Source organism: Streptomyces sp. MAI_2237, from assembly GCF_054189285.1.
Genome location: NZ_JAJPGQ010000002.1, coordinates 926,736 through 942,894 on the forward strand (window position 1 = coordinate 926,736; position 16,159 = coordinate 942,894).

General features: G+C 70.9%; 13 protein-coding genes. 11 read left to right on the forward strand and 2 right to left on the reverse strand.

Features of this window, described 5'->3' with window-relative positions; genetic code table 11:
- Positions 1–71: 71 nt before the first annotated feature.
- Positions 72–668, reverse strand: coding sequence for an SACE_7040 family transcriptional regulator (locus tag LN251_RS08945; RefSeq protein ID WP_458243930.1), 597 nt, complete (start codon positions 666–668; stop codon positions 72–74).
- A gap of 96 nt (positions 669–764) precedes the next feature.
- On the opposite strand from LN251_RS08945, the gene LN251_RS08950 reads away from it, so the two are divergent.
- The 10 genes from LN251_RS08950 to LN251_RS08995 all read left to right on the forward strand — a co-directional run bounded on the left by LN251_RS08950 (position 765) and on the right by LN251_RS08995 (position 13,559).
- A complete protein-coding gene (locus tag LN251_RS08950) occupies positions 765–2,381 on the forward strand; it encodes a carboxyl transferase domain-containing protein (protein ID WP_058925151.1) in 1,617 nt (538 codons plus the stop codon).
- Between the two features lie 13 nt (positions 2,382–2,394).
- Positions 2,395–4,308 (forward strand): ATP-binding protein, encoded by a 1,914-nt coding sequence (locus LN251_RS08955; protein WP_458243931.1) that lies wholly within the window; start codon positions 2,395–2,397, stop codon positions 4,306–4,308.
- Positions 4,305–5,237: a hydroxymethylglutaryl-CoA lyase gene (locus tag LN251_RS08960; protein ID WP_458243932.1), complete on the forward strand. Its 933-nt coding sequence runs from the start codon at positions 4,305–4,307 to the stop codon at positions 5,235–5,237. The genes LN251_RS08955 and LN251_RS08960 overlap by 4 nt, the downstream gene beginning before the upstream one ends.
- 8 nt (positions 5,238–5,245) lie before the next feature.
- Entirely contained in the window at positions 5,246–6,406 is a 1,161-nt protein-coding gene (locus LN251_RS08965) for an acyl-CoA dehydrogenase family protein (protein WP_458243933.1), read from the forward strand.
- A gap of 139 nt (positions 6,407–6,545) precedes the next feature.
- On the forward strand, positions 6,546–7,598 hold the full coding sequence (locus tag LN251_RS08970; protein WP_458243934.1) for an ABC transporter substrate-binding protein: 1,053 nt from the start codon (positions 6,546–6,548) through the stop codon (positions 7,596–7,598).
- 1 nt (position 7,599) lies between these two features.
- Complete coding sequence (locus tag LN251_RS08975) at positions 7,600–8,436, forward strand: siderophore-interacting protein (protein WP_458243935.1); 837 nt, start codon at positions 7,600–7,602, stop codon at positions 8,434–8,436.
- A gap of 120 nt (positions 8,437–8,556) precedes the next feature.
- Entirely contained in the window at positions 8,557–9,999 is a 1,443-nt protein-coding gene (desA, locus tag LN251_RS08980; protein ID WP_458243936.1) for a lysine decarboxylase DesA, read from the forward strand.
- Positions 9,983–11,269, forward strand: a complete 1,287-nt coding sequence (locus LN251_RS08985) for a lysine N(6)-hydroxylase/L-ornithine N(5)-oxygenase family protein (protein WP_458243937.1) — start codon at positions 9,983–9,985, stop codon at positions 11,267–11,269. The genes desA and LN251_RS08985 overlap by 17 nt, the downstream gene beginning before the upstream one ends.
- A complete protein-coding gene (locus LN251_RS08990; RefSeq protein ID WP_458243938.1) occupies positions 11,266–11,793 on the forward strand; it encodes a GNAT family N-acetyltransferase in 528 nt (175 codons plus the stop codon). The genes LN251_RS08985 and LN251_RS08990 overlap by 4 nt, the downstream gene beginning before the upstream one ends.
- On the forward strand, positions 11,790–13,559 hold the full coding sequence (locus tag LN251_RS08995; RefSeq protein ID WP_458243939.1) for an IucA/IucC family protein: 1,770 nt from the start codon (positions 11,790–11,792) through the stop codon (positions 13,557–13,559). The genes LN251_RS08990 and LN251_RS08995 overlap by 4 nt, the downstream gene beginning before the upstream one ends.
- A gap of 60 nt (positions 13,560–13,619) precedes the next feature.
- On the opposite strand, the gene LN251_RS09000 is transcribed toward LN251_RS08995, so the two are convergent.
- Positions 13,620–15,203: a beta-N-acetylhexosaminidase gene (locus tag LN251_RS09000; RefSeq protein WP_458243940.1), complete on the reverse strand. Its 1,584-nt coding sequence runs from the start codon at positions 15,201–15,203 to the stop codon at positions 13,620–13,622.
- A gap of 60 nt (positions 15,204–15,263) precedes the next feature.
- On the opposite strand from LN251_RS09000, the gene LN251_RS09005 reads away from it, so the two are divergent.
- Positions 15,264–16,127 carry a DUF4429 domain-containing protein gene (locus LN251_RS09005; protein ID WP_458243941.1) on the forward strand — a complete coding sequence of 288 codons (864 nt, stop codon included), beginning with the start codon at positions 15,264–15,266 and terminating at the stop codon, positions 16,125–16,127.
- Positions 16,128–16,159: the final 32 nt, after the last annotated feature.

Here is a 16,159-nt window from a genome sequence, read left to right on the forward strand (position 1 = left end):
AAGCGCTTGCTCAGAGAAACAAGGTACCGGCGGGTAGGGAGGGGCGTCCAGAGGAGATCCCGTAACGCTCGTCACTCCGCCGCGGCGGCCGCGAACGCGCCTCTGGCCATCCGGTGCAGCAGTCCGGCGGTGGTCCCGCGGCCCGGCAGGGAGCCCGCGCGGCCCAGGTGGGGCGTGGAGTTCAGCAGGCCGAAGACGGAGTGCACGGCGGAGCGCGCGGCGGGCTCCGCCAGGCTCGGATAGACCTCGCGCAGGACCGACACCCACAGCTCGACGTACTGCCGCTGGAGCTGGCGCACCAGCTTGCGGTCGCTGTCCCGCAGGCGGTCCAGCTCGCGGTCGTGCAGGGTGATCAGGGGACGGTCGTCGAGCGCGAAGTCGATGTGCCCCTCGATGAGCGAGTCGAGGACCGCCTCGGCCGGAGTGCCGTCCACCTCCGCGAGCCGTCGCTTGGCGCCGGTCAGCAGCTGGCCGCTGATGCCGACCAGCAGCTCGGCCAGCATCGCGTCCTTGCCCGCGAAGTGGCGGTACAGGCCGGGGCCGCTGATGCCGACGGCGGCGCCTATCTCGTCGACTCCGACCCCGTGGAAACCGCGCTCGGCGAACAGCCGCGCGGCCTCCTTGAGGATCTGCTCGCGGCGGGTGGGGGCGTCGGTTCTGGTGGCCATGAAGCCAATTCTAGACAGGGAGGTTAGCGGTCGTTAACCTGAAGGAAATGGTTAACGCTCATTAACAGTCGATCACTGGGTGAGGGGACCGCAAGGATGCACGAGGCACCGGAGCTTCACAGCGCGGCCGACCCCGCGTCGGAGGCCTGGAAAGCCAACGAGCGGGCTCATCGCGCGCTCGCCGAGGAGCTGCGCGGCAAGCTGGCCGCGGCCCGCATGGGCGGGGGTGAGAAGGCGCGGGCGAGGCACACCGCGCGCGGCAAGCTGCTGCCCAGGGACCGGGTGGACGCGCTGCTCGACCCCGGCTCGCCCTTCCTGGAGCTCGCGCCCCTGGCCGCCGACGGGATGTACGACGGCGCGGCCCCGGCCGCCGGCGTGATCGCCGGGATCGGGCGGGTGAGCGGCCGCGAGTGCGTGGTCGTCGCCAACGACGCGACCGTCAAGGGCGGCACGTACTACCCGATGACGGTCAAGAAGCACCTGCGCGCCCAGGAGGTGGCCCTGGAGAACCGCCTGCCGTGCGTCTACCTGGTCGACTCCGGCGGCGCCTTCCTGCCCATGCAGGACGAGGTCTTCCCGGACCGGGAGCACTTCGGGCGGATCTTCTACAACCAGGCCCGCATGTCCGGCGCCGGTATCCCGCAGATCGCGGCGGTCCTCGGCTCCTGCACGGCAGGCGGGGCGTATGTGCCGGCGATGAGCGATGAGGCGGTCATCGTCCGCGGCCAGGGCACGATCTTCCTGGGCGGGCCGCCGCTGGTGAAGGCGGCCACCGGCGAGGTCGTCACGGCCGAGGAGCTCGGCGGCGGCGAGGTGCACTCCCGGATCTCTGGCGTCACCGACCACCTCGCCGAGGACGACGCGCACGCGCTGCGCATCGTGCGCAACATCGCCGCGACGCTCCCCGCGCGCGGGCCGCTGCCCTGGGAGGTCACCGAGTCCGTCGAGCCGAAGGTCGACCCCTACGGCCTGTACGGCGCGGTCCCGGTCGACTCCCGCACCCCCTACGACGTGCGCGAGATCATCGCGCGCGTGGTCGACGGCTCCCGCTTCGCCGAGTTCAAGGCCGAGTTCGGGCAGACCCTGGTCACCGGCTTCGCCCGCATCCACGGCCACCCGGTCGGGATCGTCGCCAACAACGGCATCCTGTTCTCCGAGTCCGCCCAGAAGGGCGCCCACTTCATCGAGCTGTGCGACCAGCGCGGCATCCCGCTGCTGTTCCTGCAGAACATCTCCGGGTTCATGGTCGGCAAGGACTACGAGGCGGGCGGCATCGCCAAGCACGGCGCCAAGATGGTGACCGCGGTGGCCTGCACGCGCGTGCCGAAGCTGACGGTCGTGGTCGGCGGCTCCTACGGCGCGGGCAACTACTCGATGTGCGGCCGCGCCTACTCGCCCCGCTTCCTGTGGATGTGGCCCGGCGCCAAGATCTCCGTCATGGGCGGCGAGCAGGCGGCCTCCGTCCTCGCGACCGTCAAGCGGGACCAGCTGGAGGCACGCGGCGAGGAGTGGCCGGCCGACGAGGAGGAGTCGTTCAAGGCGCCGATCCGACAGCAGTACGAACGCCAGGGCAGCGCCTACTACGCCACCGCCCGCCTCTGGGACGACGGCGTGATCGACCCGCTGGAGACCCGCCAGGTGCTGGGACTCGCACTGACCGCCTGTGCCAACGCGCCGCTGGGCGAGCCCCAGTTCGGCGTCTTCCGGATGTAAGGGGGGAGGACCCATGTTCGACACAGTGCTCGTGGCCAACCGGGGCGAGATCGCCGTCCGCGTGATCCGCACGCTCCGCTCGCTGGGCGTGCGCTCGGTGGCCGTCTTCTCCGACGCGGACGCCGACGCCCGGCACGTCCGCGAGGCCGACACGGCGGTACGGATCGGTCCGCCGCCGGCGTCCGAGAGCTATCTGTCGGTGGAGCGGCTGCTGGAGGCCGCGGCCCGCACCGGCGCCCAGGCGGTCCACCCCGGCTACGGCTTCCTCGCGGAGAACGCGGCCTTCGCGCGCGCGTGCGCCGACGCCGGGCTGGTCTTCATCGGGCCGCCCGCCGAGGCCATCGCCCTGATGGGCGACAAGATCCGCGCCAAGGAGACGGTGCAGGCGGCCGGAGTGCCGGTCGTCCCCGGCGGCCGCGACCCCGAACTCGCCGAGGCGGCCCGCGCGCTGGGCGCGCCCGTGCTGCTCAAGCCGTCGGCCGGCGGTGGCGGCAAGGGCATGCGGCTGGTGCGCGACCTGTCCGTGCTGGAGGACGAGATCGCCGCCGCCCGCCGGGAGGCCCGCGCCTCCTTCGGCGACGACACGCTCCTGGTGGAGCGGTGGGTGGACACCCCCCGGCACATCGAGATCCAGGTCCTGGCCGACGGCCACGGCAACGTGATCCACCTCGGCGAGCGCGAGTGCTCGCTGCAGCGCCGCCACCAGAAGATCATCGAGGAGGCGCCCAGCGTGCTCCTCGACGAGGCGACGCGGTCCGCGATGGGCGAGGCGGCGGTCCAGGCGGCGCGCTCGTGCGGGTACCGCGGCGCGGGCACGGTGGAGTTCATCGTGCCGGGCGACGACCCGTCGTCGTACTACTTCATGGAGATGAACACCCGCCTCCAGGTCGAGCACCCGGTCACCGAGCTGATCACCGGCCTGGACCTGGTGGAGTGGCAGCTGCGGGTGGCGGCGGGGGAGCGACTGCCGTACGGGCAGGACGACATCACGCTGACCGGGCACGCCGTCGAGGCGCGGCTGTGCGCCGAGGACCCCGCGCGCGGGTTCCTGCCCTCCGGCGGCACGGTGCTGAGGCTGGCCGAACCGCAGGGTGACGGCGTGCGCACCGACTCCGGGCTCAGCGAGGGCACGGAGGTCGGCTCGCTGTACGACCCGATGCTGTCCAAGGTGATCGCGTACGGGCCCGACCGGGCGACCGCGCTCCGCAAGCTGCGGGCCGCCCTGGCGGAGACGGTGACGCTCGGGGTGCAGACCAACGCGGGCTTCCTGCGGCGGCTGCTCGCGCATCCCTCCGTGGTCGCGGGCGAGCTGGACACCGGGCTGGTGGAGCGCGTGGTGGACGACCTGGTGCCCGCGGACGTGCCGGACGAGGTGTACGAGGCCGCGGCGGCCGTACGCCTCGACGCGCTGCGGCCGCGCGGGGGCGGCTGGACCGACCCGTTCTCGGTGCCGAGCGGCTGGCGGCTCGGCGGCACGCCCAGGCCGGTCGGTTTCCATCTGCGCGTGCAGGAGCCCGTCGAGTACGTGCCCCGCGGCACCCACACCGTCGGCGACGACACGGTCTCCGTCACCCTCGACGGCGTCCGCCACACCTTCCACCGCGCCGCCGACTGGCTCGGCCGCGACGGCGACGCCTGGCAGGTGCGCGACCACGACCCCGTGGCCGCGTCCCTCACCCGCGCGGAGCACGCGGGCGCCGACTCCCTCACCGCGCCCATGCCCGGCACGGTCACCGTGGTGAAGGTCGCCGTCGGCGACGAGGTGGCCGCCGGTCAGTCCCTGCTGGTGGTCGAGGCGATGAAGATGGAGCACGTCATCTCCGCCCCGCACGCCGGCACGGTCGCCGAACTGGACGTCTCCCCGGGCACCACGGTCGCCATGGACCAGGTGCTCGCCGTCATCACCCCGGTGGAGGAGGACGAGTGACGCTCCCCATGGTCGTACCGGCGGCGGGTCTGCCCGCGCGGGTCCGTATCCACGAGGTCGGCGCGCGCGACGGCCTGCAGAACGAGAAGTCGGCCGTGCCGACGGAGGTGAAGGCGGAGTTCGTGCGCCGCCTGGCCGACGCGGGACTGACGACGATCGAGGCGACCAGCTTCGTGCACCCCAAGTGGGTGCCCCAACTGGCCGACGCGGAAGCGCTGTTCCCCCTGGTCCGCGATCTGCCCGTGGACCTGCCGGTCCTGGTGCCCAACCAGCGCGGGCTCGACCGGGCCCTCGCCCTCGGCGCCCGCCGCGTGGCGGTCTTCGCGAGCGCCACCGAGTCCTTCGCCAAGGCCAACCTCAACCGCACCGTCGACGAGTCGCTCGCGGTGTTCGATCCGGTCGTGCGGCACGCCCGGGACGAGGGCGCCCATGTGCGCGGCTACGTCTCGATGTGCTTCGGCGACCCCTGGGAGGGCGCGGTCCCCGTCCCCCAGGTCGTCCGGGTCTGCAAGGCGCTGCGGGACATGGGGTGCGACGAGCTGAGCCTCGGCGACACCATCGGCGTGGCGACACCGGGGCACGTGGACGCGCTGCTCACCGCGCTCGACGCCGAGGGCGTGCCCGCCGACGTGCTCGGCGTGCACTTCCACGACACCTACGGCCAGGCCCTCGCCAACACCCTGGCCGCGCTCCGGCAGGGCGTCACGACCGTCGACGCCTCCGCCGGCGGGCTCGGCGGCTGCCCGTACGCCAAGTCCGCCACCGGCAACCTCGCCACCGAAGACCTCGTGTGGATGCTTCAGGGTCTCGGCATCGACACCGGAGTCGACCTCGGCCGTCTCGTCGCCACCAGCGTGTGGATGGCCGAACAACTGGGCCGACCCAGCCCGTCCCGCACCGTCCGAGCCCTCTCCCACCAGGAGCAGTGATCACCGCCATGGACTACCGACTCTCCCCCGAGCTGGAGGAACTCCGGCGCACCGTCGAGGAGTTCGCGCACGACGTCGTGGCTCCCAAGATCGGCGAGTTCTACGAGCACCACGAGTTCCCGTACGAGATCGTCCGCGAGATGGGCCGCATGGGCCTGTTCGGGCTGCCGTTCCCCGAGGAGTACGGCGGCATGGGGGGCGACTACCTGGCGCTGGGCGTGGCGCTGGAGGAACTGGCCCGCGTGGACTCGTCGGTGGCCATCACCCTGGAGGCGGGCGTCTCCCTGGGCGCCATGCCGATCCATCTGTTCGGCACGCCCGAGCAGAAGGCCGAGTGGCTGCCCCGGCTGTGCTCCGGCGAGATCCTCGGCGCCTTCGGCCTGACCGAACCGGACGGCGGCAGCGACGCCGGGGCGACCCGGACGACGGCCCGCCTGGACGAGGCGACGAACGAATGGGTGATCAACGGCACGAAGTGCTTCATCACCAACTCGGGCACCGACATAACGGGGTTGGTGACGGTCACGGCGGTCACCGGGCGCAAGCCGGACGGCAGGCCGCTCATCTCCTCGATCATCGTCCCGTCCGGCACCCCGGGCTTCACGGTCGCGGCGCCGTACTCGAAGGTCGGCTGGAACGCCTCCGACACCCGTGAGCTGTCCTTCCAGGACGTGCGGGTCCCGGCCGCCAACCTCCTGGGCGAACGGGGCCGCGGCTACGCCCAGTTCCTGCGCATCCTCGACGAGGGCCGGGTGGCCATCGCGGCGCTCGCCACGGGGCTCGCGCAGGGCTGCGTGGACGAGTCGGTGAAGTACGCCAAGGAGCGGCACGCCTTCGGGCGGCCGATCGGCGCCAACCAGGCCATCCAGTTCAAGATCGCCGACATGGAGATGAAGGCCCACACGGCCCGGCTGGCCTGGCGGGACGCGGCGGCCCGGCTGGTGTCGGGCGCGCCCTTCAAGAAGGAGGCGGCCCTGGCCAAGCTGCACTCCTCCACCGTCGCCGTCGACAACGCCCGTGACGCCACCCAGATCCACGGCGGCTACGGCTTCATGAACGAGTACCCGGTGGCCCGCATGTGGCGCGACTCCAAGATCCTGGAGATCGGCGAGGGCACGAGCGAGGTCCAACGCATGCTGATCGCCCGCGAGTTGGGGCTCGCGGGCTGAGCCGAAGGGCGTAGCGGCACAGGCTGCTCACCGGCTCGGCGCGGAGCGCACCGCCCCCTGGACAACGAGTGAGGTTAGGCTAACCTACATTCGAACTTGTCCGGCGGGCGCTCCGCCCCGTTCGAAAGCAGTCATACCCATGCCCCATGCCCGTGCCACCCACCTCACCCGACGCGGCGTCCTCGCCGCGGGCGGGGCCCTCGGCCTCGGTGCCGCGCTCGCGGCCTGCGGGGACGACGACGCGAAAAGCGGGAGCTCGGGCAGCGGCGAGACGGCTGCCGCCAAGTCCGGTCCCTGGTCCTTCGAGGACGACCGCGGCCAGACCGCGAAGAAGGACGAAATCCCGTCGAACATCGTCGCGTTCGTCGGTGTCGCCGCCGCGCTGTACGACTACGGCATCCAGGTCAAGGGCGTCTTCGGCCCGACGAAGACCAAGGACGGCAAGGCAGACGTCCAGGCCGGCGACATGGACGTCAGCAAGGTCACCGTCCTCGGCAACGAGTGGGGCCAGTTCAACATCGAGAAGTACGCGGTCCTCGCGCCCGACGCGCTGATCTCCACGATGTTCGACGACGCCGGCACGCTCTGGTACGTCCCCGAGGAGTCGAAGAAGAAGATCCTCGCCGTGGGTGCGCCGAGCGTCGGCATCTCCGTCTACGACCGCCAGCTCACCGAGCCGTTGCAGCGCATGCTCGAGCTCGCCAAGTCCCTCGGCGCGGACACCTCTTCGAGCAAGGTGACGGCCGCGAAGAGGGCCTTCGAGGACGCCGCGGCCCGGCTGCGCGCGGCCACCAAGGCCAACCCGGGCATCAAGGTGATGGCGGGCTCCGCGAGCCAGGACCTGTTCTACGTCTCCGGCTCGAACCTCTCCGTCGACCTGGAGTACTTCAAGGCCCTCGGCGTGAACCTCGTCGAGCCCCCGGAGAAGGCCAAGGCGAAGGGCGGCGGCTGGTACGAGTCGCTGAGCTGGGAGAACGTCGACAAGTACGCGGCCGACATCATCATGATGGACAACCGCACCTCGGCCATCCAGCCCGCCGACATCACCGAGGCGACCTGGAAGAAGCTCCCCGCGGCCAAGGCGGGCCAGGTCATCGCCCGCAACCCCGAGCCGATCCTGTCCTACGCCAAGTGCACGCCCCTGCTGACGAGCCTCGCCGAGGCCATCGAGAAGGCGAAGAAGGTCGCTTGACATGACTACGGCCGTAGCCGCCCCGTTCCGTTTCTTCTCTCTCCATGTGACCCGGACGAGGCGGCTCGGCCCGTCCCTGGTCCGCGTCACCTTCACCGGCGAGGACCTGACCCACTGCCTCTCCGACGGCCTCGACCAGTCCCTTTCGCTGTTCGTGCCGCAGCCCGGCCAGTCGGCGCCCGTGGTGCCGCTCGACCTCGGGGACGGCTGGTGGCAGGCGTGGCGCGAACTCCCGGACGACGTACGGGCCGTGATGCGCTCGTACACGCTCCGGGCGCTGCGGCACGACCCCGACGAGGTCGACATCGACTTCGTGCTGCACACCCCCGCCGGTCCCGCCTCCGCCTGGGCCGTCCGGGCGGTCGCCGGTGACCGCGTGCTCATCCTGGGCCCGGCGATCGCCGACAACCGCGCGATCCGCTTCCGTCCGCCCGAGGACACCGACCTCATGGTCCTGTGGGGCGACGAGAGCGGCCTTCCCGCGGTCTCGTCCGTCCTGGAGTCGCTGCCGCCCGGCACCCCCGCCCGGGTCTGGCTGGAGGTGCGCGACGCCGGGAACATCCAGGACCTGCCCACTGCCGCGGACGCCGAGATCACCTGGCTGGTCCGGGACGACGGCGACCCCGCCCCGTGCTCCCCCCTCGCCCTCGACGCCCTGCGCGAGGCCCGACTTCCCTTCAGCGAGTGGCCGTACGTGTGGATCGCGGGCGAGTCGGGCTGCGTGAAGGAGCTGCGCCGGCACTTCGTGCGCGAGCGCGGGATCGACCGCCGGCGGGTCACTTTCGTCGGGTACTGGCGACAGGGCCTGAGCGAGGAGCAGTTGCGCGCACAGGAGTGACGGCAGTCACGAGAGGGGGAGGATTGGACCCGAGTAACTTAGGTTAGGCTAACCTAAGTTGAAGCCGTGGCTTCCTTCTCTCTCCCACCCCGCACGGACTCCCCACCGGAGGGCCCCCACATGCGCTCGCACCTGCTCAATGACCTCACCGCGGAGCACTACCGCCGCTCCGTGACCGAAGGAGTAGAGCGGGTGGCGGCCAAACTCGCCACCACCGACCGTCCGTTCAGCGGTGTCACCGTCGACGCCCTCACCCCCCGGATCGACGCCATCGACCTGGACCGGCCGCTCGGCGACACCGGCGCCGCCCTGGACGAGCTGGAGGAGGTCTACCTCCGGGACGCGGTCTACTTCCACCACCCCCGCTACCTCGCCCACCTCAACTGCCCGGTCGTCATCCCGGCCGTCCTCGGCGAGGCCGTCCTGTCCGCCGTCAACTCCTCCCTGGACACCTGGGACCAGTCGGCCGGCGGCACCCTGATCGAGCGCAAGCTCATCGACTGGACGGCCGCCCGCATCGGGCTCGGCTCCGGCGCCGACGGCGTCTTCACCTCCGGCGGCACCCAGTCCAACCTCCAGGCGCTGCTGCTGGCCCGCGAGGAGGCCAAGGCCGACTCCCCGGCCGGGCTGCGCGTCTTCGCCTCCGAGGTCGGCCACTTCAGCGTGCAGAAGTCCGCGAAACTGCTCGGCCTCGGACCCGACGCCGTCGTGACCGTCCCCGTCGACCACGACAAGCGGATGCAGACCGTCGCCCTGGCCCGCGAACTGGAGCGCTGCCGCGCGGACGGCCTGGTCCCCATGGCCGTCGTCGCCACCGCCGGCACCACCGACTTCGGCTCCATCGACCCGCTGCCCGAGATCGCCGAGCTGTGCGCCCAGTACGGCACCTGGATGCATGTCGACGCCGCCTACGGCTGTGGACTGCTGGCCTCCCGGAAGTACCGGGACCGTGTCGACGGCATCGAGCGCGCCGACTCGGTCACCGTCGACTACCACAAGTCCTTCTTCCAGCCGGTCAGTTCCTCCGCCGTCCTGGTCCGTGACGCGGCGACGCTGCGGCACGCCACCTACCACGCCGAGTACCTCAACCCGCGGCGCATGGTGCGCGAGCGCATCCCCAACCAGGTCGACAAGTCCCTTCAGACCACCCGCCGCTTCGACGCCCTGAAGCTGTGGATGACGCTGCGGGTGATGGGCGCCGAAGGGGTCGGCGAACTCTTCGACGAGGTCTGCGACCTGGCGGAGGAGGGCTGGCGGCTCCTCGCGGCCGACCCCCGCTTCGACGTGGTCGTGCGGCCGTCCCTGTCCACCCTCGTCTTCCGCTACGTCCCCGCCGCCGTGACCGACCCCGCCGAGATCGACCGCGCCAACCTCCACGCCCGCAAGGCCCTGTTCGCCTCCGGGGCCGCCGTCGTCGCGGGCACCAAGGTCCACGGCCGCCACTACCTGAAGTTCACCCTGCTCAACCCCGAGACGACGGCCGACGACATCGCCGCCGTCCTCGACCTGATCGCCGGCCACGCCGAGCAGTACCTGGGAGAGTCCCTTGACCGCGCTTCCTGAACCCGCCGTGCACGCCTACGACTTCGTGGGCATCGGGCTCGGCCCCTTCAACCTCGGCCTGGCCTGCCTCACCGAACCGATCGCCGAACTCGACGGCCTCTTCCTGGAGTCCAAGCCGGACTTCGAGTGGCACGCGGGCATGTTCCTGGACGGCGCCCACCTGCAGACCCCGTTCATGTCGGACCTGGTCACCCTGGCCGACCCGACCTCGCCCTTCTCCTTCCTCAACTACCTGAAGGAAAAAGGCCGGCTGTACTCGTTCTACATCCGCGAGAACTTCTACCCGCTGCGCGTCGAGTACGACGACTACTGCCGCTGGGCGGCGAGCCGGCTCGGCAGCGTCCGGTTCGGTACGACGGTGCGCGAGGTGACGTACGAGGAGGGGCAGTACGTCGTGCGCACCGAGGCCGGCGACGCCTACCGCGCCCGCCACCTGGTCCTCGGCACCGGCACGGTCCCCTTCGTCCCGGAGCCGTGCCGGGGCCTTGAGGGCGACCTCATCCACACCGCGCAGTACATGCACCGCAAGGCGGAACTACAGCGCAAGGCGTCGATCACGGTCGTCGGCAGCGGCCAGAGCGCCGCGGAGATCTACCACGAACTCCTCGCCGAGATCGACGTCCACGGCTACGAGCTCAACTGGGTCACCCGCTCCCCGCGGTTCTTCCCGCTGGAGTACACCAAACTCACCCTGGAGATGACCTCCCCGGACTACATCGACTACTTCCGCGCACTGCCCGAGGAGACCCGCTACCGGCTGGAGAAGCAGCAGAAGGGCCTGTTCAAGGGCATCAACTCGGACCTGATCGACGCGATCTTCGACCTGCTGTACCAGAAGGACGTCGTCAGCGGCGACCGCCCGGTCCCCACCCGCCTGCTCACCAACTCCTCACTCGTCCGTGCCCGTCACCAGGACGGCCACTACACCCTCGGCTTCCACCAGGACGAGCAAGGCAAGGACTTCGAGATCCGCACCGAGGGCCTGGTGCTGGCCACCGGCTACCACTACGAGCCGCCGACCTTCCTCGCCCCGATCCGCGACCGCCTCCGCTTCGACGGCCACGGCCGCTTCGACATCGCCCGCAACTACTCCGTCGACACCACGGGCCGGGGCGTCTTCCTGCAGAACGCCGGCGTGCACACGCACAGCGTCACATCCCCCGACCTCGGCATGGGCGCCTACCGCAACAGCTACATCATCCGTGAGCTGCTCGGCACCGAGTACTACCCGGTCGAAAAGAGCATCGCCTTCCAGGAGTTCGCCGTATGACCTTCACCTTCCGCCCTCTCGACCCCCTCGAGGACGCCGAGCTCCTGCACTCCTGGGTGACCCACCCCAAGGCGGCCTTCTGGATGATGCGGGACGCGAAACCGGAGGACGTCGAGCGGGCCTACATGGAGATCGCCGCCGACGAACACCACCACGCGCTCCTCGGACTCGACGCCGACGGGGTGCCCGCCTTCCTCATGGAGAAGTACGACCCCGCCCACCGCGAACTCGTCGGGCTGTACGAGCCGTTGCCCGGGGACGTGGGCATGCACTTCCTGACCCCGCCCACCGACACCCCCGTACACGGCTTCACCCGTGCCGTGATCACCGCCGTGATGGCGCACCTCTTCGAGGACCCGGCGGTCCGGCGGGTGGTCGTCGAGCCGGACGTCGCCAACAAGGCCGTCCACGCCCTGAACGCAGCCGTCGGGTTCGTGCCCGAGCGGGAGATACAGAAGCCGGAGAAAAGGGCGTTGCTGAGCTTCTGCACACGGGAGCGGTTCGAGAAGGCGGTGCCGGCATGAGCCTCGCCGACTCCGTCGCCCACCTCTCCCCCGAGCGCTGGGAGAAGGCCAACCGCCTCCTGATCCGCAAGGCCCTGGCCGAGTTCGCGCACGAGCGGCTGATCACGCCGGAGAAGGACGGCGAGGAGTACGTCGTGCGCGGCGACGACGGCCTGACCCGCTACCGCTTCACCGCCGTCCGCCGCGCCCTCGACCACTGGCACATCGACCCGGCCTCCATATCCCGCACCCGGGACGGGGCCGAACTCCCGCTCGCGGCCCTGGACTTCTTCATCGAGCTGAAGGACACCCTCGGCCTGAGCCACGAGATCCTCCCGGTCTACCTGGAGGAGATCTCCTCCACGCTCTCCGGCACCTGCTACAAGCTCAGCAAACCGCAGATCCCGGTAGCCGAGCTGGCCCGCTCCGGCTTCCAGGCCGTCGAGACCGGCATGACCGAGGGCCACCCCTGCTTCGTCGCCAACAACGGCCGCCTCGGCTTCGGCATCCACGAGTACCTGTCGTACGCCCCCGAGACCGCGAGTCCGGTCCGCCTGGTGTGGCTGGCCGCCCACCGCTCCCGCGCGGCCTTCACCGCGGGCGTAGGCATCGAGTACGAGACCTTCGTGCGCGAGGAGTTGGGCGAGGCCAGCGTCGAGCGCTTCCACGGTGTCCTCAGCGAGCAGGGCCTGGACCCCGCCGACTACCTCTTCATCCCGGTGCACCCCTGGCAGTGGTGGAACAAGCTCACCGTCACCTTCGCCGCCGAGGTCGCCCGCCGCGACCTGGTCTGCCTGGGCGAGGGCGACGACGAGTACCTGGCCCAGCAGTCCATCCGGACCTTCTTCAACCGCTCCCACCCCGAGAAGCACTACGTGAAGACGGCCCTGTCCGTCCTCAACATGGGCTTCATGCGCGGGCTGTCGGCCGCGTACATGGAGGCGACCCCGGCGATCAACGACTGGCTGGCCCAGCTCGTCGAGGGCGACCCGGTGCTGAAGTCCACGGGTCTGACGGTCATCCGGGAGCGGGCCGCCGTCGGCTACCGGCACCTGGAGTACGAGCAGGCGACCGACCGCTACTCGCCGTACCGCAAGATGCTGGCCGCGCTGTGGCGCGAGAGCCCGGTGGCGGGCCTGCGGGAGGGCGAGTCGCTCGCCACCATGGCCTCCCTCCTGCACGTCGACCACGAGGGCGCGTCCTTCGCGGCGGCGCTCGTGGAGCAGTCGGGCCTGGCACCGCGGGAGTGGCTGCGGCAGTACCTGCGGGCGTACTACGTCCCGCTGCTGCACAGCTTCTACGCCTACGACCTGGTCTACATGCCGCACGGCGAGAACGTGATCCTCGTGCTGAAGAACGGCGCCGTGCAGCGGGCGATCTACAAGGACATCGCCGAGGAGATCGCCGTCATGGACCCGGACGCGGTGCTGCCGCCCGAGGTGCGGCGGATTCGGGTCGAGGTGCCGGAGGACAGGAAGCTGCTGTCGATCTTCACCGACGTCTTCGACTGCTTCTTCCGCTTCCTCGCCGCGAACCTCGCCGCCGAGGGCGTCCTTCAGGAGGACGACTTCTGGCGGACGGTCGCCGACGTCAGCCGCGAGTACCAGGCGTCGGTGCCGGAACTGGCCGAGAAGTTCGAGCGGTACGACCTGTTCGCGCCCGAGTTCGCGCTGTCCTGCCTCAACCGGCTCCAGCTGCGGGACAACCGGCAGATGGTCGACCTGGCGGACCCCTCGGGCGCCCTCCAGCTGGTCGGAACCCTAGGCAATCCCGTCGCCCGGTTCTGATCATGACGGGCGGGCACCCCGGAGTACGGTCCTCCGGGGTGCCCGCCCCGCATCAGCGGCCTACCGCGCGGGCCACGGCACCTGCGGCGACCGGTAGTAGCCGATGCCCAGTGCGTCCCAGCGCGGCCCCTGCGCGGCGAGCCGGACACGGTAGGCGTCCCAGTCGAGCGCGGAGGCCGGCGACCAGCCGAGTTCGGCGGCACCCGCGAGCCGCGGGAAGACCATCTGGTCGATGTCGGCGCTCGTCGCGATCGTCTCCGTCCACAGCGGCGCCTCGACGCCCTTGACCGCCGAACTCGGAGCTCCGGGCAGGTAGTTCCCCGGGTCCCAGTCGTAGGCCCGCTTCACCTCGACCAGTCCGGCCCAGTCCTGGCCGAGCGGGGTGTCCTCGGTGTACTTCATGTCGAGGTAGATCCGGTCGGCGGGCGAGAGGATCAGCCCGGTGCCGTTCTGGGCGGCCTTGGCGACCTGCTCCTTCTCCGGGGCGCTGGTGTCGTCCAGCCCCCAGTACTGGGCGAGGGCGCCCTTGGCCGGGTGCGCGCCGGTCAGCTGGTGCCAGCCGATGACGGTCTTGCCGTACTCGGCGACGACCGGCTGCACCCGGTCCATGAACTTCACGTAGTCCTCGTGGCTGGTGGAGTGCGCCTCGTCGCCGCCGATGTGCAGATAGCGGCCAGGCGTGATCGCCGCCAGCTCGCGGACGACGTCGTCGACGAAGTCGTAGGTGAGGTCCTTGCCGACGCACAGCGAGCTGAAGCCGACGTCGGTGCCGGTGTAGAGCGGGGGCGCCACTCCGTCGCAGTTGAGGTCCGCGTAGGAGGCGAGGGCCGCGTTGGTGTGGCCCGGCATGTCGATCTCGGGCACGACCTCCAGGTAGCGGGAGGCCGCATAGCGGACGATCTCCTTGTAGTCGGCCTTGGTGTAGTGGCCGCCCCGGCCGCCGCCGACCTCGGTCGAGCCGCCGTAGGTCGCAAGGCGCGGCCAGGAGTCGATCGCGATGCGCCAGCCCTGGTCGTCGCTGAGGTGCAGATGCAGCTTGTTGACCTTGTACAGGGCCAGCTCGTCGATGTACCGCTTGACCTGGGGGACGGTGAAGAAGTGGCGGGAGACGTCGAGCATCGCGCCGCGGTAGGCGTAGCGCGGGCGGTCCGTGATCGTGCCGCCCGCGACCAGCCACGGTCCGGGCTGGACGGAGTCCTTCTCGACGGCCGCCGGGAGCAGTTGGCGCAGCGTCTGGACGCCGTGGAAGAGGCCGGCGTACTCGTCGGCGGTGATGCGGACGCCGTCGGGTCCGCTGTCGAGGCGGTAGCCCTCGGCCCCGAACCGGCCGTGGGTCAGCCGCAGTTGGATGCCGGTGCTGCCGTGCCTGACCAGGGGCAGCCGGTAGCCGGTGGACGGGCGCAGGATGCCGGCGAGGTACTCGCCGATCCGGTGTGCTTTCGGGGTGTCGTCGACGCGGATGACGGTGGAGCCGGTGATGCGGTACGGCGCACCGCCCGGCCTGACCGACTCGGGCGCGGGAACCACCCGGCCCAGGGGGGCGGGTTCTGCCTTCGTCACCGAGGTCACCGTGGTCGCTCCTACCGTGAAGGTGCCTGCCGCCGCCACGAGCAGCAGCGATCCCAGAACGCGGTGCAGTCTCACATGCACTCCCTCCGATTGGTAGAGACCACTCTCCCGCACAACCGGTGAAACAATCCCCCCATGGCGGAAATCATCCAGAGGGACGGCACGTGGGCCTTCGACGGCGACGCCCTGCGGCTGACCCCCGGACGGGACAGAAACGTCAGCCTCCTCCGCCGGACCCTGGGTGAACTCGTCCTCCCGCTGGGCGCGTTGGCCGGTGTCTCGTTCGAGCAGGGCAAGAAGTCGGGGCGGCTGAGGCTGCGGCTGCGCGACGGCGCCGACCCGCTGCTGCACGCCTCCGGCGGCCGCCTGACCGAGCCCAACGACCCCTACCAACTGCTCGTGGAGTCCGACCGCTACGGGGTGGCCGAGTACTTCGTGGACGAGGTGCGCAGTGCCCTGCTGCTGGACGAGGTCCCGTCCGAGCCGGTGACCGAGTATCTGGTGCCGGGTCCTCCCGTCCCGCTGTCGGTCTCCGCCGGGGACGGCACGGCGAGCTTCGACGGTGAGCAGGTCCGCCTGGAGTGGAACTGGAAGACGGAGGACGCCAAGGCCGCCGCCGGCACCCGCACGCTCGCCGTCACCGACCTCCTCGGGGTGGAGTGGCAGCCGGCCGTCGGCCTGGAGAACGGGCATCTGCGGTTCGTGGTGCGGGGCGCGCAGACGAAGGCGCCGGCCAAGTACGACCCCCACTCCGTGGAGCTGTGGGGCTTCAAGAAGGACCCGCTGATGGCCCTGGTCGCGGCGGCCGTCCAGGCGCGGCTGCCGCACCCGTCGGCGGCGACCGCCGAGGAGCCGCCCAGGGAACTGCCCGAGGCGCCCCGGGACGACCACGACGCGCTGCTGCGCCGGCTGCGCGAACTCGGCGAGCTGCATCACACGGGCGTACTGACGGACGAGGAGTTCCGGATGGCCAAGCAGGCGATCCTCAAGCGGATGTGAGCACCGGCCGCACCTCCGGACGCCTGCCCGAC

Bases quoted from the DNA above. Each gene is read 5' to 3' on its own strand.
- LN251_RS08995 (WP_458243939.1), top strand. From the start codon at position 11,790: ATGAGCCTCGCCGACTCCGTCGCCCACCTCTCCCCCGAGCGCTGGGAG.
- LN251_RS08965 (WP_458243933.1), top strand. From the start codon at position 5,246: ATGGACTACCGACTCTCCCCCGAGCTGGAGGAACTCCGGCGCACCGTC.
- LN251_RS08975 (WP_458243935.1), top strand. From the start codon at position 7,600: ATGACTACGGCCGTAGCCGCCCCGTTCCGTTTCTTCTCTCTCCATGTG.
- LN251_RS08950 (WP_058925151.1), top strand. From the start codon at position 765: ATGCACGAGGCACCGGAGCTTCACAGCGCGGCCGACCCCGCGTCGGAG.
- desA (WP_458243936.1), top strand. From the start codon at position 8,557: ATGCGCTCGCACCTGCTCAATGACCTCACCGCGGAGCACTACCGCCGC.
- LN251_RS08955 (WP_458243931.1), top strand. From the start codon at position 2,395: ATGTTCGACACAGTGCTCGTGGCCAACCGGGGCGAGATCGCCGTCCGC.
- LN251_RS08990 (WP_458243938.1), top strand. From the start codon at position 11,266: ATGACCTTCACCTTCCGCCCTCTCGACCCCCTCGAGGACGCCGAGCTC.
- LN251_RS08945 (WP_458243930.1), bottom strand. From the start codon at position 668: ATGGCCACCAGAACCGACGCCCCCACCCGCCGCGAGCAGATCCTCAAG.
- LN251_RS09005 (WP_458243941.1), top strand. From the start codon at position 15,264: ATGGCGGAAATCATCCAGAGGGACGGCACGTGGGCCTTCGACGGCGAC.
- LN251_RS08970 (WP_458243934.1), top strand. From the start codon at position 6,546: ATGCCCCATGCCCGTGCCACCCACCTCACCCGACGCGGCGTCCTCGCC.